This window comes from Streptomyces albireticuli, assembly GCF_021228125.1.
In the GTDB taxonomy this organism is placed as follows: domain Bacteria; phylum Actinomycetota; class Actinomycetes; order Streptomycetales; family Streptomycetaceae; genus Streptomyces; species Streptomyces albireticuli.
The window spans coordinates 96,260-117,132 of sequence record NZ_JAJQQS010000019.1 but is presented as its reverse complement, the minus strand read 5'-3'; the positions used below and the strand labels follow the sequence as shown (position 1 = coordinate 117,132).

At 73.2% G+C, this 20,873-nt stretch carries 16 protein-coding genes; 8 read left to right on the top strand and 8 right to left on the bottom strand.

What is annotated here, in order from left to right:
* Positions 1–77: 77 nt before the first annotated feature.
* Positions 78–536: a hypothetical protein gene (locus LUZ64_RS29290; RefSeq protein WP_095583886.1), complete on the bottom strand. Its 459-nt coding sequence runs from the start codon at positions 534–536 to the stop codon at positions 78–80.
* Positions 537–1,138: 602 nt separating this feature from the next.
* On the opposite strand from LUZ64_RS29290, the gene LUZ64_RS29285 reads away from it, so the two are divergent.
* From LUZ64_RS29285 to LUZ64_RS29270, 4 genes are all read left to right on the top strand, one after another.
* Positions 1,139–3,064 carry a twitch domain-containing radical SAM protein gene (locus LUZ64_RS29285; protein WP_107426690.1) on the top strand — a complete coding sequence of 642 codons (1,926 nt, stop codon included), beginning with the start codon at positions 1,139–1,141 and terminating at the stop codon, positions 3,062–3,064.
* A gap of 45 nt (positions 3,065–3,109) precedes the next feature.
* Positions 3,110–3,688 carry a hypothetical protein gene (locus tag LUZ64_RS29280; RefSeq protein WP_095583888.1) on the top strand — a complete coding sequence of 193 codons (579 nt, stop codon included), beginning with the start codon at positions 3,110–3,112 and terminating at the stop codon, positions 3,686–3,688.
* Positions 3,685–4,587, top strand: coding sequence for a DUF6734 family protein (locus LUZ64_RS29275; protein ID WP_095583889.1), 903 nt, complete (start codon positions 3,685–3,687; stop codon positions 4,585–4,587). The genes LUZ64_RS29280 and LUZ64_RS29275 overlap by 4 nt, the downstream gene beginning before the upstream one ends.
* A 70-nt stretch (positions 4,588–4,657) precedes the next feature.
* On the top strand, positions 4,658–5,572 hold the full coding sequence (locus LUZ64_RS29270; protein ID WP_095583890.1) for a DUF6734 family protein: 915 nt from the start codon (positions 4,658–4,660) through the stop codon (positions 5,570–5,572).
* A gap of 226 nt (positions 5,573–5,798) precedes the next feature.
* Here the strand turns inward: LUZ64_RS29270 and LUZ64_RS29265 are convergent, their stop codons facing one another.
* A complete protein-coding gene (locus LUZ64_RS29265) occupies positions 5,799–6,452 on the bottom strand; it encodes a hypothetical protein (RefSeq protein ID WP_095583891.1) in 654 nt (217 codons plus the stop codon).
* Positions 6,449–6,754 (bottom strand): hypothetical protein, encoded by a 306-nt coding sequence (locus tag LUZ64_RS29260; RefSeq protein WP_211305134.1) that lies wholly within the window; start codon positions 6,752–6,754, stop codon positions 6,449–6,451. Before LUZ64_RS29260 ends, LUZ64_RS29265 begins: the two co-directional genes overlap by 4 nt.
* A 291-nt stretch (positions 6,755–7,045) precedes the next feature.
* Here LUZ64_RS29260 and LUZ64_RS37590 point away from each other — a divergent pair, with 291 nt between their 5' ends.
* From LUZ64_RS37590 to LUZ64_RS29245, 3 genes are read left to right on the top strand one after another with little or no spacing between them, the layout of a single operon-like run.
* Positions 7,046–10,669 carry a CHAT domain-containing protein gene (locus tag LUZ64_RS37590; RefSeq protein ID WP_095583892.1) on the top strand — a complete coding sequence of 1,208 codons (3,624 nt, stop codon included), beginning with the start codon at positions 7,046–7,048 and terminating at the stop codon, positions 10,667–10,669.
* Entirely contained in the window at positions 10,666–11,301 is a 636-nt protein-coding gene (locus LUZ64_RS29250) for a hypothetical protein (protein WP_095583893.1), read from the top strand. Before LUZ64_RS37590 ends, LUZ64_RS29250 begins: the two co-directional genes overlap by 4 nt.
* Positions 11,301–11,969 carry an RES family NAD+ phosphorylase gene (locus LUZ64_RS29245; RefSeq protein WP_095583894.1) on the top strand — a complete coding sequence of 223 codons (669 nt, stop codon included), beginning with the start codon at positions 11,301–11,303 and terminating at the stop codon, positions 11,967–11,969. The genes LUZ64_RS29250 and LUZ64_RS29245 overlap by 1 nt, the downstream gene beginning before the upstream one ends.
* Positions 11,970–12,012: 43 nt before the next feature.
* On the opposite strand, the gene LUZ64_RS29240 is transcribed toward LUZ64_RS29245, so the two are convergent.
* From LUZ64_RS29240 to LUZ64_RS29225, 4 genes are read right to left on the bottom strand one after another with little or no spacing between them, the layout of a single operon-like run.
* Positions 12,013–12,456: an FHA domain-containing protein gene (locus tag LUZ64_RS29240; RefSeq protein ID WP_095583895.1), complete on the bottom strand. Its 444-nt coding sequence runs from the start codon at positions 12,454–12,456 to the stop codon at positions 12,013–12,015.
* Positions 12,453–14,504, bottom strand: coding sequence for an AAA family ATPase (locus tag LUZ64_RS29235; RefSeq protein ID WP_232398960.1), 2,052 nt, complete (start codon positions 14,502–14,504; stop codon positions 12,453–12,455). Before LUZ64_RS29235 ends, LUZ64_RS29240 begins: the two co-directional genes overlap by 4 nt.
* Positions 14,501–16,303, bottom strand: a complete 1,803-nt coding sequence (locus LUZ64_RS29230; RefSeq protein WP_143593403.1) for a hypothetical protein — start codon at positions 16,301–16,303, stop codon at positions 14,501–14,503. Before LUZ64_RS29230 ends, LUZ64_RS29235 begins: the two co-directional genes overlap by 4 nt.
* On the bottom strand, positions 16,300–18,699 hold the full coding sequence (locus LUZ64_RS29225) for a protein kinase domain-containing protein (protein ID WP_170116896.1): 2,400 nt from the start codon (positions 18,697–18,699) through the stop codon (positions 16,300–16,302). The genes LUZ64_RS29230 and LUZ64_RS29225 overlap by 4 nt, the downstream gene beginning before the upstream one ends.
* A 221-nt stretch (positions 18,700–18,920) precedes the next feature.
* Between LUZ64_RS29225 and LUZ64_RS29220 the strand changes: the two genes are divergently transcribed.
* Entirely contained in the window at positions 18,921–20,132 is a 1,212-nt protein-coding gene (locus LUZ64_RS29220; RefSeq protein WP_095583897.1) for a macro domain-containing protein, read from the top strand.
* Here LUZ64_RS29220 and LUZ64_RS29215 read toward each other — a convergent pair.
* Positions 20,107–20,802, bottom strand: coding sequence for a 4Fe-4S single cluster domain-containing protein (locus tag LUZ64_RS29215; RefSeq protein WP_095583898.1), 696 nt, complete (start codon positions 20,800–20,802; stop codon positions 20,107–20,109). The genes LUZ64_RS29220 and LUZ64_RS29215 overlap by 26 nt on opposite strands.
* Between the last annotated feature and the right edge of the window lie 71 nt (positions 20,803–20,873).

The window sequence follows — 20,873 nt, the reverse complement described above, 5'->3', positions numbered from 1 at the left end:
GCCGTAGCGGACGCGGAAGACGTCCGGGGCTTGGCGTGGGAGGCGATCGACGCCCTGCCCCGGAAGGGCGCGAGGCGCTATTCCTTCCAGGTGGCGAGGGTCTTGTTGTGCCGCGTCCAGGTCACGGTGGAGGGCGCGCCGGATCCCTCCGCGAGGTAGATCGCGCAGCCCTCGACGCTCTGTCCCTCGGCGGCTTCCTCGTACTTGGTGTGGCCGGCGCCTTCGCACCGTTCGAAGGCACGGACGACCAGCGGGTTCGACGGGTCGCCCGTGGTGTCGAAGGAGGTGAAGACCATCAGCTCGGTCAGCCGCTTGCCGTCCTTCGACACCTCGAAGTGCGAGGACGCGTCATTGCCGTTGCCCTCGGCGGTCTTCGTGAGCTTGTAGCGCACGTAGAACGGCGTCTTGCCCTTGTACTTCTCCGGGTTTTCCAAGCCGGAGAGGTCGGCGTTGTCGCCCTTCTCCACGCGCTCGACGGTCACGCCGACGGTGCCGGACTTGTCGCCCTCTACGGTGGCCTTCTCGCCGAACTTCACGGACTGACCGGTGTCGGAGCACCCTGTCAGGACCAGTGCGCCGACAGCGGCAGTACACAGTGCCCGGCGTTTCATCACGTCTCCCCACCCGAAGTCTCTTCTTCGGGTGAGCCTATCGTCCTGCTGGGCATGCCCCGGACAAGAGCTCCGGGCCCCGCTTCCCCGCTCCGGGGCCCCCGGGTACCATCGCGCATCGTCCGTCCGCTTACCCGGCGGCCGGTGGCAGGGTTATCGAACCACAACTGAAGGGCCGACCAAGACCGTTGAATTCCCCCTACGATAATCGGATGGTCCTCATGGCATCGCTTCCGCCCCTCGTCGTAGCCAGGAGCGGGAATCACGCCATTCTCGACGCAGACATCACGCGTTAAACATCAGCGAGTCGAGCACACGACCAGCCGTCTTCCAGGATTTCCCTGCGGGCGGGAAAGGAGAACCCTGGAGCCTCTACGGGGTGCGGGGCTGGCCGATTTTCGCCCGTGGACTCTTATTTCGCGTGGCGGAGCCCCACCTTTGCCCGAGAGAATGCCGGAAGACGGGGCTGGTGCCGTTTTCCCCGGCCGACCGTTGACGTTCCTCTCCGCTACCCGCTGGGGGCCGCGATGGGTCAGAAGGCCGAGAAGAGGACCCCGCTCTGCGTCGCTCCCTTCGTCTCGATTGCCACCTGGGCCGATGGCGAGTCGATTATCTGTTGTGAGGACAAAGGGCCGGAGGCCGGTCGTCTGGGCCTGGTCAGCAGTATGTCCGAGCTGGTCAACAGCGAGAAGATGCGCACCGCCCGCAAACAGTTCATGCGCGGCGAGGTGCCGGAAGGCTGCCGGACGTGCCTCGACGAGGCAACACGCCAGCCCACCGTTCACAACTACTACCAGGATAAATTCCGCTGGCAGGATGTCGCGGACGCCTACGACGAGACGACCGGAAACGTCAGCCGGACGCAGTATCTACTGATCGCGCTCAGCAACCTCTGCACCTACAGCTGCCGGATGTGTTTCGACAAGCTCAGTACGAGACTCAACTCGGACCGTCACCGGATGCTGGGCGTGGAGCCGATCGGGTACCGGCGCAACGACATCGACAAGGTCATCGACTTCATCCGGGCGAACCCGATCCGTATCGTCACCTTCCACGGTGGCAACCCCATCAACGAGCCCCGTCTCCTGGACGTCCTGAACGAACTGTCGGACGATGTGTCCGTGGAGATCATCTCGAACGGCTCCACGCTTTCCTCGGGGAAGACCGACATCCGCCCGCACCTCTCGCGGTTCGAGCGAGTCCATTTCAACATCAGCCTCGACGGCACACGACGGACGACCGAATACGTACGCGTGCACAGCGACTTCGACAATGTGTTCCGCCACTTCAATGAGGTCAAAGCCCTTCCCAACACAACCGTCAACCTGCACAACACGATTACCAACCTCAACCTTTTCGACCTGCCCTCCTACTACGCGATGACCCTGTCCGGTGAGTTCGCCGACGCCGACTCGATCTCCAGCTACATCGCCACGACGCCGGCCGTCCACCGCGTCTCCACCCTCCCGCCGGAGCTCCGGCGACTGGCGCGCGAGCGCATCGAGGACTTCCTTCGTGAGTTGGACTCTGTGGGTGAGGTGACGTCGGAAGACGCGTTCGGCGTCAAGGTGATCGGAGCACGGGCATACGCGCGGAACGTCCTCCGCCGGATCGACTCGGTTCCCTATTCTCCGCACCTGTTCGCCCGGTTCCTCGACCTCACCCGGAGAACGGACGCCTTCTACGGGGTCGAACCTCTGCCGGAGTACAGCTCGTACTTCACGACCGGCGCGACCGGATCGACCGGCGCGGCCGGCTTTACCGCGGCGTCCGACTCATCGAGCCCGCCCCGGTCGCAGGTCACGCCCCCACCCACGTCCCAACCTGCCGCTCCCGGTGCGGTAGCGGCGAAGGGAGTCGTCGTGTCGCACTATTCCCTCGAGCTCGCCGAGGCTCCTTATGGCCTCGCGGGCCCCTGCCCGTACACCGGCGAGCGCCGATTCCAGGTGTCCGAATGCAGATTCAGCTGGACCGCCGCGTACCGGCAGAACTGCACGGCAGTCACGGTTCGGATCCAGCTCAACCCGGACGCGGGGATCACGGCCGCCGAGATGGCGACGCTGCGCAACACGTGGGAGACCGGCATCGAGAACAAGTGGAGCAACCGCTTCGTCTGTACCGGGCCCTACGGCAGCTCCGTCATCACCTTTGACGTGCAGTGGGTGACCTCCAGTCCCCACCACGTCGTCCGCGTGCGTCGAGGTCCCGCCCAGAGCGACATGACCACGTGGGACACGGCCGACAACGGCGACACCGCCGCACACGAGTTCGGCCACATGCTCGGCAATCCGGACGAGTACCTCGACTCGTCCTGCCCCAACCGCAACCCGGTCAGCACCGGGACGGTCATGGACAACGAAACCGGACCGGCGTTGCAGCGGCACGTCAACCGCATCTGTGTCTCGGCACCGCTCACGGCCGAGGTCTTCTCGATCGGCCTGGACCTCATCTAGGCCCGGACGCTTCAGGACGAGGATGAGAACGAGGACGAGGACAAAATGAGGGTCATCATCGAATCATTCACCCGGCCCGACATCGAGCGCATGAAGGCCGCGGTGTCACGGCTGGCCGGCCCGCTCGAGAGTGCTCGAGAGGGCGCTTCCGACGACGTGACGATCAACTTGCGCTGCTACGGGGGCTGCCCCGGACAGCGGGTCGACTTCCAGGCCTCGATCCCCTCGCGGGGCGAGGCCGAGGTGACCCATGTGGACGAGCTGCGGGATGTCGACGAGCGGTTCGCGGCGGCGGTCCGCCCCGAGGAACTGGCGGCACTGGCGCGGCAGCTGGACGTCGAAACCCTGATGGGGCTCCCGGCGAACAAGGACGAGGGATACGTGCCGGACTCGCTCGTCGGTTCGGTCGTCATCACGGCGGGGAACGCCCGGATCACCCTGTGGTTCCCCCTTGAGGACGAGGATCCCCCGAAGGGCGAGAACGCGACGATGAGGATCGAACGGGGGCAGGTCCCGTTCGTGTTGCGCGCGTCGATGGCTCCCCCGAGCGTCCGCCCGGTCCTCGCGCAGTTGGCCGCGGTCGTCAACCGGCTCACAGGCCACCGAAGCCCCGGTGCCGGATGAAGGCCATCCACGTCAATTCCACCTTGCCCTCCGTGCCGTACCTGGGGCGGCTGAAGGGCCCCGACGGCTATCAGGTCGAGGACTTCGAACTCCTCACGACCATCCTCTCGGCAGCGGCCTGGCGCCGCTTCAACGGCCCGATCAAGCTGTACACCGACCATGTCGGAGCGGCGTATTACCGGCGGCTGGGAATGACGGAACTCTGGGACGGCGGCATCGACACGGACGTCCTGGAGGCGCTTCCCGCCTCTATCAGCCACGACGTGTTCTGGACCGCCGGCCGCGTCGCGGCCCTCCGGGCGGAGACGGCACCCTTCTTCTCGCTGGACACGGACCTCGTCGTCTGGGGACCGATCGAGAAACTGATCACCTCGGACTTCATGGCGCTGCACACGGAGCCCCTGCACCACGGTGTGTACAAGCCTCAGGGCGAGCTGACCACGCCCACCGGTTACGTCTGGGAGGAGTGGGATTGGGAAGCGCTCCCGTGCAACGCCTCACTGACCTACTTCGCGGACGAACGGCTCACCGAGATGTTCCACGCCAAGGCGATGGAATTCATCCTGGGGAACCCCACACGCCGGGAGGCCGAAAGCCGACTGCCGGTCTACGACGTCTTTGTGGCCCAACGGCTGCTGCCGATGTGCGCGCTGAGACTGGGGATCCGGCCGGCGTACTTCCTCGACTGGCCTCGGCCCGAGCGCAACAGCGAGACGATGGCCGACGGCGGGGAGAACCGGCTGGTCACTCATGTCTGGGCCTACAAGGACACGCTCAAGAAGGACCCGGACCGGCGGGAGGCGTTCTGCCGGCAGTGCGTGGCCCGGCTCCGCACCGACTACCCCGAACTCGTGGGAATGCTGCCCCATATGCCGAGCGTCCAGCGGTACCTGTCGTGAGGGAATCACCACCCGCGGGCCGCGTCGGCGAGCGGGACCGCCGGGCAGAGCATCGTGAGAGGCGGCCACGGTGAAGGCGATCCATGTCCTTTCCACCCGGCCGACCACGAATTACTACGTCTCACGAGCCGACGGCTCTCCGTACCGGCAGGAGGACTTCGAAGTCCTCACCACGATCCTGTCGGCTCTCGAATGGCGCCGGCACAACGGGGTGATCCGGCTCTACACGGATGCCGCAGGCCGGGATTTCTACGACCGGCTGGAGCTTCTGGACCTCTGGGACGGCGGTGTCGACACCGAACTCCTGGAGTCGGCGTCCCGGGCGATCAACTGCGGCGTCTTCTGGTCCTTCGGCAAGATCGTGGCCCTGCGGCAGGAAGAAGCGCCGTGCTGTGTCATGGACATAGATCTCGTCGTCTGGGCAGGCATCCAGCAGCTTGTCACCGCGGAGGTGATGAGCCTGCACGAGGAGTCACTCGGCTTCGCCGCCTATGTCGGCCGGGACCGCCTCGTCGCTCCGCCTGGGTTCGACTGGAGCGGGCTGGACTGGTCGGTCACCCCCTGTAGCGCCGCGCTGCTCCTCTTCGCCGAAAACACGTTCAAGAACGCCTACGCCGACCGGGCGCTGTCATTCATGGAGGGCAACCCGGTCCGGTCGGAACCGGAAGGGGCGCTCCCCACGTACCCGATTTTCGCGGAGCAGCGGCTGCTGCCCATGTGCGCGAAGGCGTACGGCGTGCGCATCGGTTCGTTCCTGCGCGACTTCACGGGCGTCGAGCTGTGGTCCGGGCGGAAGAACACGACGTTCACCCACCTGTGGAACGCGAAGACACTCCTGCACAACAACCCGGATAAGAGAAGGGAACTTTGCGCGAGGTACGCCCACAGGGTTGGGCAGGACTACCCGGACGTCGCGGAAGCTCTCGCGAGGTCCCGGCTCCTACGGGAACACTTCCGGGCGGCGGACGAACTGCCGCACGTGTAGCCACTTCGCGGGAGCGCGCTCCCTCGACACCCGGGTGCGAGGAGGCCCACCGGGGCGGGGCTGAGATGGTGCCAGCGCCCGCGCCCAGGGGCCGCCGCCGCGGGCCGTGTCCGGGGCGGCGTCGTCGTCCACCAGGTCCAGGTCGAAGTCGGTGAGGGGGGCCACCGCGTACAGCCCCTGGTTGGCGAACTTGGTGTGGTCGACGGGACATCCTGGAGAACGCCGGTCATGAAGAACCGGGCAGCGCGGCGCAGGAAGCCACCGCGCGCAGCGTCACGGCGGTCGACAGGTCGACGGTCACCTCGCCCGCGTCCGTTCTGAGCGCGAGCCGGCCGTCGGCCGTGCGCAGTGGTTCGCCGCAGGGGCTTCCGGTAGGGGTCGTGACGGCGATCCGGGGGCCGTCCTTCGCCGGGCCGTACCAGGTCAGCGCCACGGCCGCGGTCAGTACCGCGGCGCAGCCCAGGGTGGCCAGGACGCCGCGGGTCAGGGCCCGCGCGGCGTGCAGCGCCTCCGTGTGGTCGGCGGTGACCGGGCCGGCGGGCAACGTGCCCGGGGCGGGTCCGGGCAGTTCCGAGGCGGCCGGCCGGCCGTGGGCGGCGCGCAGGAGCAGGACCGCTCCGCCCACCGCGCACAGGAGTGCGCACAGCAGCAGCCCGCCGACGACCGCGCCGTACGGTGCCGCGAGCGCCCCCACGTCCGTACGGCCCTTGAGCAGGCCGAATCCGATGAGTCCGGCCAGGAGCGCGCCCAGTCCGTTGCGCCAGGCCAGTGCCGACTCCCGGACGCGCGGCAGCTCCTGGTGCAGCAGCAGGCGTCCGTGGCGGGCGGCGATCCGGTCGGCCGGTGTCCCGGCCGGGCCGGGGCGGGCCCGCCAGGTCATCGCGGCGTCCTCTCCAGCAGGACGTTCCAGTACGCGCCGCAGCCCTCCTCGTCGGCGGGGCGCCCCGTGTGCGCGGTCTCGCACACGCACAGGACGGGCACCGTGGCGGCGTGCGCGGACCGGCCGCCGATGGGCCGGTGGCGGTAGACGCGGCGGGTGTAGGTGAAGTCGAACGGGCACGCGCAGCGGGGGCAGGTGCCGCTGAGTACGGCGCCGTCCCCGGTGCCCGTCACCCGTAGCCCGGCGGTGTACGAGGCGGCGTAGGACGCGGCGGTGACCTCGAGGTAAGGGAGCACGGTCAAGAGCGGCCGCCTTCCAGGACGAGGGCCCCTCGACGAGAGGGCCGGACAGAGAGGGCCGGACGGAGGCGAGACCCGTACGCGCGGCCCCCGTGTCCTCGATGCTGCCACGCGGACCGCCCGGGGACGCTGCCGTCCGGGGTGCTCCCCGGTCGATTACCGGGCGGGTTCCGCGGGCCCGCCGAACCGCTCCCCGCACACCGGGCGATCGGGCCATGATGGTCTGGATTCGCTTGCCTGGGAGGGGCGTTGGGCATACAGGACGAAACTGCGGAACAACCCATCGGTGAGCTCGTGGACCGTGCCCGGGACCTCGTTCGGCGCTCCGCCGGGGCCCGGGTGCTGCCGGCCGCGAAGGAGCCCGCACCGGGGCCGCCCGCCGCCGAACGGGACGCGCTCGTCGAGGAGATGCGGTCGCTCCTGCCGGAGCTGACCGGGCGGCTGCCGGACGACCCGGTGGTCCCGGTGTTCCTCGCGCGGCTGGGCGCGCTCATCGGCGCGCGGTGGACCGATGCGCGCGAGGAGGCCGATCGCAAGGAAGCCATCGCCTTGCTGCGCCGGGCGCGGGCGGGCGACCTGCTCGGCACCGGTCCGCGCACGGACGCGGCACGGGACCTGCTCGTCCTGCTCGTGGGCCGGTTCGGCGCGGGCGGGCCGCTGAGCCTGGACGCGGTGCAGGGCGTCCTGGACGCGTCGGTGCCCGAGCGGCTGAACGGGCCCGGGCTGATCGAGGCCGCGCCCGAGCTCGAACAGCTCGCCCACGAACTCGCCGCGAGCAAACGCGAAGGGCTGCCGCCGGGCATGGCGGAGATCCTCGCCTTCCAGACCGAACTCCACGCGGCACTCACCACCGGGGACACCACGCGAGTGCTGGGTCTGGTGCACCGGATGAACACCCTGGACCAGAGTCTGCTGGGACCGATGGCGCCGTTGATCCAGCCGCTGATGCGCATGCTCCCCGCCTCGGCCGAGGAACTGCCCCCGGCCGGCATGCAGCCCCCCACCCAGGACGAGCAACAGGAGCTACGGCCGCTGCTCGGCCTCATGGCGGAGGTCTCCCAGCCCGGCGCGCTCACGGCGGACCAGATCTCCGACCTGCTCCACGAGGCCGGCGCGCCCGCGCCTAAGACGGGCCTGCAGATCTCCGACAGCGTGCTGGCCATGGCCCGCGCGCTCCTGGGCGCCCGCACCGGAGACTCCGGTCAGTACGAGGAGTCCCTGCGTCTGCTGCGCAGAGCCGCCGAGGAGCAGGGGCCGGACGAGGGCTTCGCCTGGCTGGTGCGCGGGGTACTGCCCGGGGTGCTCGCCGGATCCGCGCTGACCGGCGGCAGCAGACTGGACTCCGCCGTGGCCGAGGAACTGCTCCAGCAGTCGCTCGCGCCCGGCGTCGGACCGTTGGTCGCGCGGCAGCCGCAGGACCGCCCCGAGGCCCTGGACGTGCTGCGGTCGAACCGGAACATGCTCCTGATGGTGAAGCTCTCCCGGGCCGCCGACGCCGAGGACGTACCGGCCCTGGAGGCGCTGATCGGGGACGCGCTCGATCTGCTGGACGAGCTCGACGAACCGGCCGGGCCCGAAGCCGGACGCCAGGACCGGACCGGGGCTTCCACGACGGCGGCCGGACAGCGGTTCGTACCGCTCTTCCTCCTGGGCTACGCCCATCTGGCCCTCGCCAAGGCCACCTCCGGCACCGGCGCGCTGCGCAGTGCGAGCCATTACCTGGACCAGGCGTACCGCGCCGCCCAGGCCCAACCCTTCGCGCTGCGGCTCATGGACGCCCTGTGGGCGCCCCTGACGGCCCTCACCTCCTTCCTCGATCCGGAACCCGAGCGGGTCGCCGCGGCCGTGGAGCGGGCCCGGGCGTCCCTCCGGCACACGCCCGTCGTCGCCGACCAGCGGATCCGCACCCGGATGGGCATCGCCATGGCGTTCGCCCTCAGGTACCGGGCCGAGCGGGAGCCGGCCCTGCTGGACGAGGCCCTCGCCGAGCTGGAGCGCGCCCGTGGTGAGCTGTCCTCCGGTACCGCCGCGGTCGCCTCCGCGCTGTACTGGGACCTGGCCGAGGGCTATGCCGCGCGGGCCGGCCGTGGCAAGGGTCCCGACGCCGGGCCCGACCTCGCGCGGGCCGTCGCCGACGCCCGCGACTCGCTGCGCGCGACCGCCGCCGACGTCCTGCTGCAACAGGGGGTACAGCACGGGCTGGAGACCGCCCGGGGCGGCGCCGCGCGCGGGCTGACCGCCGCTTCCTGGGCGGTACGGGCCGGCCGTCCGGACCAGGCGGTGGCCTGTCTGGAGGCCGGCCGCGCCCTCGTGCTCGCGGCCGCGGCCGTCTCGGCCACCGTGCCGGAACGGCTCGCCGCGCTGGGAGAGGAGGAGCTGGCCCGGCAGTGGCGGGACGCGCGGCCCGGCGCGGGCGGCACGGCGCCGGGGGCGGGACCGTCCGAGTTGCTGACGGCGCTGCTCGACGGGCCGCTCGACGGGCCCGAACTGCCCAGCGGACTGCGCCGCCGGGCCCTGGAACTGCTGCGCGGACAAGACAGCGGACAGGAAGACGGAATCGGCGGCGGGCAGGACGGCCGGGTACCCGACGTCGCCGAACTGCGGGACGCGGTCGCCCGGTCGGGCGCGGACGCCCTCGTCTATCTGCTGCCCGGTGAGCGGGACGAGGAGGGCTGGGCGCTGCTCCTGGTGCCGGACCGGCCGCCGCGGGTCCTGCCGTTGCCGGCCCTTTCCGGGCGGGGCCGCGCCCCGGTCGCCGCCTATCTGGAGGCCACCGGCGTCCGGTTCTCCGCCCGCCGTGGGGTGGAGCGCTGGGAGGCCGCGCTGGACGCGCTGTGCGACTGGGCCGGCACCGGGGTGATGGGACCGCTCCTGGACGCACTCGGCCTGTGGGAGCGAGGACTTCGGGACGCCGGCCTGCTCACCCGTGCGGCCGACGACGCGGGCGCCGCACCGGTGCGGCTGGTCGTCGTCCCCTGCGGGAACCTGGGCGTGGTCCCCTGGCAGGCCGCCCGGCTCACCGTCCCTGAGCGGTGGCGCGAGGCCGGCGCTCCCGCGACCGTGCGCGCCTGCGAGCCGGTCGTGCTGACGTACGCCGCCTCCGGCCGGGAGTTCCTGCGGGCGGCACGGGCCCGGAGGCTGCCGCTCGCCCGGGGACAGGCCCTGGTCTGTGTGCCGGCCGGTCTCGACATGGCCGAGGACGAGGTGCTCGCGGTGCACGACGCGTACTACCCCCGGGCGGCCCTGTACGGGGAGTTCGACACCCGCGACTTCGAGCCGCCGCTGCCCGGGGGCACGCCGGCCGAGGTGCTGGGGATGCTGGGGGCACGGAACGCCACGGGGCACCCGGTCGCCGTCGTTCATCTCGTGTGCCACGGCACGGCCGGCGCGGACCCGGGCTCCTCGGTGCTCGAACTGGGCCGGCCCGCCGGCGCCGGCCCCGAGGCCGGCCGGCTGTCGGTGACGGAACTGCTCGACGCCCCGGCCGCCCCCGCCGACGCCGGACGGCCGCTGGTCGTCCTCAGTGCCTGCGAGACCGATCTGAGCACCCGCGACCACGACGAGGCGCTGACCGTCACCACCGCGTTCGTGCACGGGCTGGCGGCCGACGCCGTCGGCTCGCGCTGGAAGGTGAGCGACGACGCCTCGGCCGTCCTGATGACCGTCTTCCACCACCACGTGGCCGCCGGGCTCGCCCCGCCCGACGCCCTGCGGGCGGCCCAGCGCTGGATGCTGGCCCCCGCCGGGGCCCGGTACCCGGTGCCGGGCCTGACCCCGCACCTGCGGCGGACGGCAGACCGGCCGGAGCTGTCCGGGCCCGCCTTCTGGGGCGCCTTCATCCATCAGGGAAACCCGGCACCGGCAGCCCGCGCGCACCCCGGACATGATCACCACGGGGAAGGAGAACCAGCCGCATGACAGCCGACGATCTCGTCGCCCTGCTCGGCGACCACTGGCCGCGGACCCTCGCGGCGCTCGGCCCTGACGAACGGGAAGAACTGGCCGTACTCCTCCAGGGCCTGGCGGGCGCCGCCGATCCCCGGGCCGTGCGGGCCGCCCTGCGCCGCCTTCGGCGACTGCTGCGCGCCCTGCCCGACGAGCATCCGGTGACCCGGGCCCTGCGGGACGGCGTCCGCTTCGCCGACGCGCCGGACGCCTCGGAGGTGGACCGCGCACCGGTGCTGGCCCTGCTGGCGACGCTGCACGCTCCGCCGACGCCCGACCCGGTCCACGCCCGGCTGCTCGCGGCGCCCGCCCTGGCCGCCGACGACGTCGCGGCCGCCCCCGGCGAGCCCGGGCTGATCCGCCTGCGCCACCCGGAACTCGGCGACCGCTACCCCCGGTTCCAGTTCGTGTCGGGCACCACCCGGCCGCTGGACGTCGTCGGCCGGATCAACCGCCTGCTCATGGCCGACCGGGACCCCTGGGGCGCGGCCGACTGGTGGCTCGGCGGCAACCGCTGGCTGGGCGGCGTACCGGCCGAACTCCTCGGCTCCGTACCCGACGAGGAGCTGACCCGGGCCGCGCGCGAACTGGTGGAGGGCGACTGATGGGCCGCCATGTCCCGCCCACCGGGCTGCCGATGGAGCCGCTGACGCACACGCTGGCGGCCGGCACCCGTCTGTGGCGCCTGCACCTGAACCGCTACGAGGCCGCCGAGTTCAACCCGCGGCTCGCCCACGAGTTCTTCCGCGGAAGCCGCTTCGACGCCACCGAGAAGGATCCGTACCCCTACCTGTACGCCGCCCTGGACCCGGTGACCGCGCTGTCCGAGGTCCTGCTGCGCTCGGTCGGGTACGACGACGCCACAGGTTTCCGGCTGGTGCCCTGGGCGCAGGCCTCCCGGTACCACCTGTCGGTGCTGCGCACCACGGCCGAGCTGGCCCTGGTCGACCTCACCACGGCCGAGGGCCTGGCCGCGGTGTGGCAGGACGCCTGGCTCGTCGACTGCGAGGAGGAGGACTACGACAAGACCCGCTACTGGGCACGCCTGATCCGGGAGCACTGCGCCCGGGCGGACGGCCTGCTGTGGCAGTCCAAGCGCTGCCGCCCCCGCACCGCCCTCCAGCTGTTCGGCGACCGCTGCGGCCCCGGTCCGCTCCGCTCCGAACCCGGCGTGACCCTGCGCCTGGACGCCGAGGAGGACGTGCGGGAGGTGAACGCCCTGCTGGAGCCGCTGCGCGCGCGGATATCGCTCCCGGCCCCCTCGGCTCCTTGACCCGTTGACCGGGTGACGGGGCGGGCCGGGGCGGACGGGCGCCTCACTCGGGCCGGTCCGGGCGGCCCAGCCGGACCACGCAGCTGATCCGGGGGCCGAGCCGCAGCCGGTCCCCGTCCGTCAGCGGGTACGGCACACCGGCCACCAGGTCGATGCGGTTCAGCCGGGTGCCGTTGACGGCACCCGGCGGTTCCTCCGTGACGGTCGCGGTACCGTCAGCCGCGACGGCCAGGCCGGCGTGCCGTGCCGAGACCGTGCGGTGCGGGGCGAGCGCGGCGGCGGTGCGCGGCGCCCAGTCCGGGTCGCGGCCCAGTCCCACCCGGGTGCCGGGCGCGACGGTCAGGGTCAGCCCGACCTCCAGGAAGCGCAGCACGGCCGGGGCGGCCGGACGGTCCGGCAGCACGGGTTCCGGTGGAGCGGGCCGGGGCGGCAACGCCGCGGGGACCGACGGGACCTCGTCCCAGTCGTCGAGCGCGGGCGTGCTCACCGCTCTCCCGGCAGCGTCTCGACGTCGATCTCCACCTGTCCGTCCTCGGTCTCGCGGACCTCGCGCACCAGCACGGTCGCCCCCGGCCCGACCCCGGGCCGGTCGAAGAGTTCGCAGGCCAGTGGGTTGAGCAGGTGCGTCTCCAGCACCATCCCGATGCCCCGGCCGCCGTTCCACAGGTCCCGGGTGCAGTACGCGGCGAGCTGGGCGCGGGCCGCGTCCGCCAGCTCCAGGTGGAGGCGGTGCTCGGCGGCCAGCTGGCGGCGGATGTTGCCGATCTGGAGGTCGAGGATCCGGCCGGCCGTCTCCTCGGTGATGAATCCGAAGACGACGACGTTGCCGCCGATGCGGTTCATCAGCTCGGGTCGGCCCACGACCGCCTCGAAGTGGTGCTTGACGTTGCGCTTCACCTTCCGTGCCAGTTCCCGGTAGGGGGTTCCGGGCTCGACGATCCACTGCCGTTCCTCGGTCTCCGGGTCCGTGCGCTGGACCCCGAGGTTCGAGGTGAAGATCAGTACGCATTCGCTGAAGTACGTCGTGACTCCCTGGCCGTCGGTGAGCCGCCCGTCCTCCAGCACCTGGAGGAACTTGTCCAGGACGCCCTTGTCCGCCTTGTCGATCTCGTCGAAGAGGATCACCCGGAAGGGGTTGGCGCGCACCGCCGTGGTCAGTTCGCCGCCGGCCTCGAAGCCTACGTAGCCCGGTGGCGCGCCGACGAGCCGGTCGGCGGAGTGGGCGGCGGAGAACTCGCTCATGTCGAAGCGCAGGTACGCCTGGTCGCTGTCGAAGAGCACCGAGGCGACGGCCTTGGCCAGCTCGGTCTTCCCCGTGCCGGTCGGTCCGGCGAAGAAGAGGGTGCCGCGGGGCCGGTGGCCGGGGCTGCCGGCCTGGGCTCCGGACAGGCCCAGCGCCGCTCGTTTGAGGATGGCGAGGGTCATCGAGACGGCCGCGTCCTGGCCGAGGACGCGGGCGGGGATCCGCCGCTCCCCCTCGCTGATCCGCTGCCGGATCTCCTCGCGCCGCCACGGGTTCTTCTCCACGCCGAGCCGGTAGACGCGCACCGCGTCGGGCATCGCGGTGAACGGCATGTGCCGGGCCAGCGCCAGGTTGACGCTCTCCCGCATCGCCCGCAGGGTCAGGCCCGCGGCGGCCCGCGCGAACGCCTCCGCGGGGTCGGCTCCCTCCCGCCGGTCGGCCGGTTCCGGCGTATCGGCCTCGTCGCCGCCCGTGCGGCCCGCCACGTCGGCGTGTTCGCGCTCCAGGAGCCGTGCCATCCGGCGCCGCTCGTCGGCGTCGGGCTCGGGGACGGCGATGGCACGGATCCGCTCGCTGCCGGAGACCAGCCAGTTCGGCAGGTCGCGTTCGCCGTCCGTGAGCCAGATGACCGGGTTGAAGAGCGCGGGGGCGGTGCGGTGCGCGGAGTGGAGCGCGGCGACCGGGTCCGGGGCGACGAGCGGGGCCGCGTCGGCCAGTTTGAGGCAGGCGACGAAGAAGTCCCGCTCGGCCTCGGTGAGCCGGCCCGGGTCGGTCGTCAGCCGCGCGGCGTGGTCGATGAGCAGGGCGACCCGCAGCGGCTCCGGTTCGCGCCCGCCGGGAGAGGTGGCCTCGCGCCGCTCGGCCCAGCCCGTCACGACCTCCCGCAGCTGCGCCGCGGCTTCCATGAGCTGGGGCGGCCGCTCGCCGCGGCCGGCCCGTGGGAACGTGGCCTGCCCGCTCTCCGTCAGCAGGTGCCCGACCAGGTCCCGCTCCGGTCCGGCGACGACGCCGAACCCCGAGATCTGGTCGTACTGGACGAGTGCCTGGTAGCCCTGCCCGCGCAGGGAGTTCCACAGCACCTCGACCAGCGCGTGGTGGCGGTCGCCGCCACGGTGCCGTACCAGGTGCAGGTCTCGGATGTTGCCGTACAGGACGTACTGCGCGTGGACGCTGAGCGTCCCGGTCAGTTCCTCGATGAACAACGGGACGCGTCGTTCCGCCGCGGCTTCCGGGGAGGGTCCCCGGGCGCCGGGTGCCGTGGGGGACTTGACCATGCGGTCGTAGGTGCTCATCGGCCCGGGCTCCTCCGGTCGTCGTCCACCCGCCGCGCCTTGGCGCGCTCGGTCCGGTGGGCCGCGGTCCCGGGGCCGTCCTCCTGTCGTGGCCGCTGGGCCGCCGAGGCGGCCACGTCCAGGACGACCGCTCCGTCCGCGCCCCGTACGCCGGGGGCGGCCGACCCGCTCTCCGTGAAGGACACCGGCAGTTCGAGGCCCCACCGGCGCCCGGCCTCCCGCAGTTCCTCCAGGTGCCCGCGTGCCTCGCGGCAGCGCCGGGCGTCGAGGGCCAGGTCCGCCGGGCCGCGCGGCCCGGGGCGCTCCTCGTACATGGTGACCAGCTCGGTCCTCCCGTCGTGCACGGTGATCCGCAGCCAGTGTCCGGGCCACCAGCCGGCCGGTGTCAGGTCGAAGCACCGTGGCCCGTCGCCACCGGAGCCGCCACGGGCCGCCTGGTGCGCGCCGGCCGGTGGGACGTCCGCGGCCGCCGGCCGCCCGGCGGTGGCCGGGTCGGCGAGCCGGGTGACGGCCAGCCCTATCAGTTCCCGGGTGTAGCGGCACTCCAGGTCCGAGAGGCGTTCCTCCACCCGCCGGTCCACCGCGCGCTGCTCGTCGGCTCCCAGTGGCCGCCCGTCCTCCAGCGCCTTGCGCAGCAGGGCGATCTCCTCGGCGGCCGGGGCCAGCGGCGGCTCGCCGGGCGGCGCTTCGGTGAGGAGGAAGTCGAGCTGTACGGCGGCCTTCTCGCGCGCCGCGAGCCGGTCCCGTACCGCCCGGTTGGCGTCCGCGACGAAGCGGCGCGCCTCGCGAAGGTGGACGCGGGCCTTGGCCGGGCGTTCCTCGGCGCACGCGAGGGCGTGCCGTACGGCGGCCACGGCCAGCTCGGCGTCCTTGGTGTCGGCACCCGGCTCCAGCAGGGCCAGCAGTCCGGCGCCCGATTCCTCGGCCTCCAGCCGGCCCAGCCTCTCGGCCGCGGGCGGCTGGGGCAGGACGGCGGGCGCGGCCGCCGGCTCCGTCCGCCGGGCCCGTACGGCGGCCTCGCGGCGGGACAGCATGAGCCGGTGCCAGTCCTCGTCCTCCGGGGCGTCGGCGCTGCGCAGCGCCTGCTCCATCGTCCAGCGCGCGTGGGCCGCCTCCGCGTGCCGCAACGCCGCCTCCAGCGAGGCGAGTTCCCCGCGCAGGGCGCCCAGCCGGGTTCCGGTGCAGGTGAGCGGCGGGGGCAGGTCCGGCAACGGCGGCGGGGGCGTGTCGGGCAGGGTGCGGAAGGCCGCCCGGCGCACACGGGCCAGGAACGCGGCGCGGCGCGCGTTGGCCCGTACGGCCGCGAAGGCGGCAGCCTCCCACTGAGCGGTGACGGCCGCGGCGACCTGCCGGCCGCGTTCCAGGCAGGTCTGCTCCTCGGCGGCCCGGACGGCCGCCGCGGCCAGCACCTGCGTGGTGACCAGTGCCGCGCGGCCCACGAGCAGGGCCCCGCTGAGCGCGCCGAGTGCGACGGCGGCCGGCTCCATGAGTTCCTGGAGGGCGTGGCCGGCCGCGTCGAGGGCGTGCGAGGCGCTCTCCTGGGCGCCGTCGGCGAGTGATCCGACCGAGCGCGCGCCGTCCGCGAGAGTACTGTCCACGAAGCCGCTGTCAGCGAAGGTGCCGTCCACGAGGGGGCTGTCCGTCAGCGAGCCGTCGGCCAGGGAACCGGCCGTTTGCCGGACGGTCCCGTCCGCGGCCGACACGTCCGTGAAGCCGGGGAAGGCGGTCGAGGCCGGGGCCGGGTAGCCGACCGTCGGCAGGATCTCGGCGATCGAGGGGTAGAACAGGCCGAAGCTCATCCGTTCCTCCGGGTGGGTGCGGCCGGGCGCGGCGCGCCGGGACGTCGTGGGTACGTGCCGCCCGGCCGGGCCGGACGGGCCGGGCGGTGCGGTGGGGCCGTTCCGGGTGCCGCGCCCCGGCCCGCCCGGTGGGCGGCCCGGGCAAGCCGGGCGTCCCGGCCGCGCCGCCGCCAGGCCCACCACCGCCGGACGGTCCACGCCGCGAGGGCCACGACCGTCCCGGCTGGCCAGGCCCAGGGGGCCCGGGTCACGGCCCAGACGCCCAGCGTTCCCCCGGCGGCCAGGGCCGCCGCGGCCAGCGTCATGCCGAGCCGGCCGTGGGCGCGGGCGGCCCGGGCGGGCCCGGCGCCGGTGCGGATCACCAGGCCGGCCAGGGACCGCGCCGGATGGTAGGTGTGCGGTCCGATGTAGACGGCGATCCACAGCTCCAGTGCGAACACGGCCGCCGCGGCGGGCAGTGCGAGCATCCAGGCCAGGACCACCTCCCGCTGGCCGGCGCGGCCGAGGAGGTCGGACAGTCCGATGACGAACGTCCAGGGCGCGGTGGCCACGGTCGTCCCGAGCAGGGCCCAGCCCAGGGTGGGCGCCCGGTCCAGGCGCCGCAGGACGTCGAAGCGGGCGTCGGTCTCCAGGGCGAAGAGCCGGTCGACCTCGCGGTCGCGCAGCTCCGCCTGGTGCCGTTCGGCTTCCAGCCGGGCGAGTCCGGTCAGCAGGGAGGCCGCCAGCAGCCGGAGCGGGTTGTCGGGGTCGGCGCGCAGCGCGCGGTACCAGTGCGGCGGGGCGTCCCCGCGGCTCCGGTCCCAGGCGGTGCGGCGCAGCAGCCGGGCGCTCGTGCGCTCCGGCTCGCGGGCGAGGCGCAGCAGCCGGGCGTCCAGGTCGCCGGTGCGGTGGAGCAGCCGGTCCGCGGACCTGCGCTCCTGGGGTCCGCCGCGTACGAACAGGTCCGCGGTCGCTTGCCGCCAGCTCTCCCGGTAGCCCTGCCAGCGCCGTTGCACCTCGTCGAGGCCTTCGCCGCCGGGCCGGGCGCTCAGCAGGGGCAGCAGCTGGTGGCGGGCCAGGTGCGCCACCAGTTCCCGGGCGCGGTCGTCGCCGCGTACCGCCTCCTGCTCCAGTTCTCCGATGCCCAGGGTGTCCAGCGGGACCCCGTGCCAGGAGGCGGGCAGCCGCGGTCCCATCCAGTTGAGCAGGCGTAGCGTGGTCGGGGGGTCCGGGGGCCGGTCGAGCCGGGTGCGCAGGGCGTCCAGTTCGTCGGTGTCCTCCGGGGAGCGGCCGGGCGCGCCGGCGAACTGTCCGAGCCAGGCCACCAGGCGTTCGCGTCCGCGGCGGCTGGCCAGGAGGTCGTCGGCGGCCCGCCACTGGAGGTCGAACTGGCGGGCCAGTTCCTCGGTGCCGGTGACCGCGCGGCCCAGGAAGGCGAAGGGCTCGGCGGTGGCGCGCGGAGGGATCTCCCCGGGTGCGGCGCCGCTGGTGCGCGGGGCGACCGCCGGGGAGTGGCCGGCGAGCCAGCGGCCGACCTGCTCGGCGCCCCAGCGGTGTTCGGGTGCCCGGGTCAGCAGGCCGTGGCAGAGCATCAGCAGGCGCGGGTCGGTCACGAGCGGGAGTTCGGGGTCGTGGGTGGCGATGTCCGCGAGGACTTCCTCGTCGCCGCGGAAGTCGACGGGGTGGCGGCCGCCGGCGAGTTCGGCCACGACCATGCCGACGGACCACCAGTCGACGGCCGGGGTGACGGTCTGGCGGTGTGTGCTCGCCTCGGGGGCGAGGTAGAGGGGTTTGCCCTTCCAGTCCCGGCGGCGCGGGGAGTCCTCGTCGCGTCCGGTGTGGACGGCCGCGCCGAAGTCGATGAGGACGAGGTCGGGGCGGTCCTCGTTCTGGGTGCGCACCACGATGTTGTCGGGGGTGACGTCCCGGTGGACGACGTCCTGGTCGTGGGCGGCGGCCAGCGCCTCGTGGAGGTGGGCGACCACGGTGTGGACCAGGGGCGTGGGCAGGGCGCCGGGGTGGCGGGCGTGGTACTGGGCCAGTGTGGTCTCGCCGTAGGAGGGGAGCAGCTCGTACGGGTGGCCGTCGGCGGTCCCGTGCTCCAGGACTCGTACGATGTGGCCGCCGAGGTCCCCGGTCAGTACCCGGCGTGCCTCGGGGTCGGGCGCGAAGGCGCGGTGGTACCACTTGAGGACCAGCGGCACCGCGGCGTCCCGGTGGCGGGCCTCGCGGTCCTTGACCCGCAGGACGACGGCCTGTGAGGGGCGCCGGACGTCGCTGAGGACTTCGGTGAGGTCCAGTCGTCCGCTGAGCGAGGCGGGTACGCGGTCGAGTCCGCGGCGGGTTTCCTCGGGTCCGGAGTCACCGTCCGTGCCGAATCCCTCGGGATCGACTTCGGTGGGCGGCAGTGTCGTCATGGTTTCCGCCTTCCGCCGGGGCTCCCGTCGAGAACTCCGGCGGCAGGGAAAGCGCATAAATGCACGGCACCCTCTGGAGCGTTCACGACATCCGCCCCGAAGGGGAGTGATCCGGATATCCCTTTCGCGCGACCGGCGACAGGCATGGGGAATTGATCATTCCAAACCACTGCCCCGCAGCCCCGCCTCCGCATCCGGTAACCGGGATTATCGTGTCGACCATGAGCCCGCTGACCCCCGCGTCCGCACCGGACCCACGATCCCCCGGAGCCCCGGCCGACACCGGACTGCCCTCCCACGCCCGGCTGGCCGACGAGCTGCGCGCCTTGCGCCGGCCCGGTCTCGCCGCCCTCAGACGCGTCCGTCCCGAGGCCCTGGAGCGGGCCGCCGCCGCGGCCGGGTACGCGCTCGGGTGCGCGGACGAGGCCGCCGGCGTCGAGGCGCTGCTCCAGGCGGCCGTGCGACGGCTCGCCGCCGCGCCCGCACCGGCCGCCGGGCCCCTCCCGCCCGGAGCGCCGGCCGAGGAGGCGGACGACCGGCGGGCCGATCCGCTCGGCCGGGCCGCCGCCCACACCTTCGGGCTGCTTCCCGGCCGTCGTGGCGCTTCGGCACCCGAGCGCCGCAAGGCGGCGGCCGCCGTGTACGGGGTCACCGCCGAGCGCTTCCGGCGTGGCCAGGAGCAGGAGGTCATCGCCGAACTCGCGGGCGCCGTCCTCGCCCTGGCCCGCGAGGCCCGGCCCGGCCGGGTGGGGCCCGAGGCCCCGCGCGCGCTCCCCGACCCCCCGGTCCGCGCGGCCGGGCCCGCGCCGTCGGCGGCCGTGCCGCGTCGTGTCACCGTGCACGTGTCCTCCGTGGAACTGCTGCGGGACATCGACATCCTGGTGTCCTCGGAGAACACGCACATGGAGATGTCCAAGACCTTCCGGCCGACCGTCTCGGGCGCGCTGCGCCGGGCCGCCGCGATACGCAGCCCGGGCGGCGAGATCACCGACGACGTGCTGAGCCGGGAACTCGCCGACTGGATGCGCGCCCACGGCCGCACCGGCCTGCCGGTGCGGCCCGGAATCGTCGTCCCCACCTCCGCGGGCGCCCTCGCGGAGCGCGGGGTGCGCCGCGTCTACCACGCGGCCGTCGTCCGGCCCCTCGGTGACGGCGTCCGCTACCACGTCGATCCGCAGACGCTGGCCGACGCCGTCTCGGCCGTCTTCGCCCGGGCGAACGCCGAACGCGACGCCTACGACCCGCCCCTGGCGTCGATCTGCTTTCCTCTGCTCGGCGCCGGGCAGGGCGGCCTCACCCCCGTGAAAGCCGCCCGTTGGCTGTGCTGGGCCGTCCAGGAGGAGCTGAGCCGGCACCCTTACTGGACGGTCCACTTCGTGGCCCGCCGCCCCGAACTGGCCCGTCTTCTCACGGACGCCAGCTCCGGCCCTTGAGTCGTAGCCCACGCTCCGCCAACCACCTTTCGTAGAAGCCGAGTTCGCCTCGGGCGGGCACGCCCAGGAGGTGGGCGACCGGGGCCGCCCCGGGCTTCCGCCCCGCCTCCACCACGACCTGGACGGCCGGGCCCGTCGCCCGCCTGCGCAGATGGGGCGCGTAGCGGATCCGCCCCAGCGCGGTACGCGGCAGCAGCCGCTGGTTCGCCGACCCGCGCCAGACCAGAGCGGTCGGCTCGGCGACGCGGAACCGCCCCGCGACCACCGCGTCCGCGTGCCGCAGAGCCCGCGTCCGGGGCGGATCCCACTCCTCCTCCTCGTAGCCGGTGTAGACGAGGAAGTCGGCCCGCGTGCCGTGCGCCACGCCCCCGGCACGCTCGTGCGCACCGCGCAGCAGGGCCGCTCCGGCCAGGAACTCGGCCAGGGCCGGGGCCTGTTCGAGTGGCTCGCCGCCGCTGACGGTCAGCCCTTGAGCGCCTTTGTCCAGGGCTTCGCGCCACAGGTCCAGCAGTTCGCGCACCGACGACTCACGGCCACCCTCCGGCGCCCAGGTGTGCCGCGACATGCACCCCGCACAGGCCAGCGGGCAGCCCTGGAACCAGACGCCGAGACGCCGGCCCGGGCCGAGCGTCTCCAGCGGGAAATGCGTCCCGTTGATTCTGATGCGCACCGCACCCTCCCCCGGTGGACGGGAATCGAGTATCAACGGAATTACCCGCTCACCGCAAACACTTCGGGAAA

Bases quoted from the DNA above. Each gene is read 5' to 3' on its own strand.
- LUZ64_RS29280 (WP_095583888.1), top strand. From the start codon at position 3,110: ATGAGGGTCATCATCGAATCATTCACCCGGCCCGACATCGAGCGCATG.
- LUZ64_RS29235 (WP_232398960.1), bottom strand. From the start codon at position 14,504: ATGAGCACCTACGACCGCATGGTCAAGTCCCCCACGGCACCCGGCGCC.
- LUZ64_RS29265 (WP_095583891.1), bottom strand. From the start codon at position 6,452: ATGACCTGGCGGGCCCGCCCCGGCCCGGCCGGGACACCGGCCGACCGG.
- LUZ64_RS29250 (WP_095583893.1), top strand. From the start codon at position 10,666: ATGACAGCCGACGATCTCGTCGCCCTGCTCGGCGACCACTGGCCGCGG.
- LUZ64_RS29285 (WP_107426690.1), top strand. From the start codon at position 1,139: ATGGGTCAGAAGGCCGAGAAGAGGACCCCGCTCTGCGTCGCTCCCTTC.
- LUZ64_RS29245 (WP_095583894.1), top strand. From the start codon at position 11,301: ATGGGCCGCCATGTCCCGCCCACCGGGCTGCCGATGGAGCCGCTGACG.
- LUZ64_RS29230 (WP_143593403.1), bottom strand. From the start codon at position 16,303: ATGAGCTTCGGCCTGTTCTACCCCTCGATCGCCGAGATCCTGCCGACG.
- LUZ64_RS29275 (WP_095583889.1), top strand. From the start codon at position 3,685: ATGAAGGCCATCCACGTCAATTCCACCTTGCCCTCCGTGCCGTACCTG.
- LUZ64_RS29225 (WP_170116896.1), bottom strand. From the start codon at position 18,699: ATGACGACACTGCCGCCCACCGAAGTCGATCCCGAGGGATTCGGCACG.
- LUZ64_RS29220 (WP_095583897.1), top strand. From the start codon at position 18,921: ATGAGCCCGCTGACCCCCGCGTCCGCACCGGACCCACGATCCCCCGGA.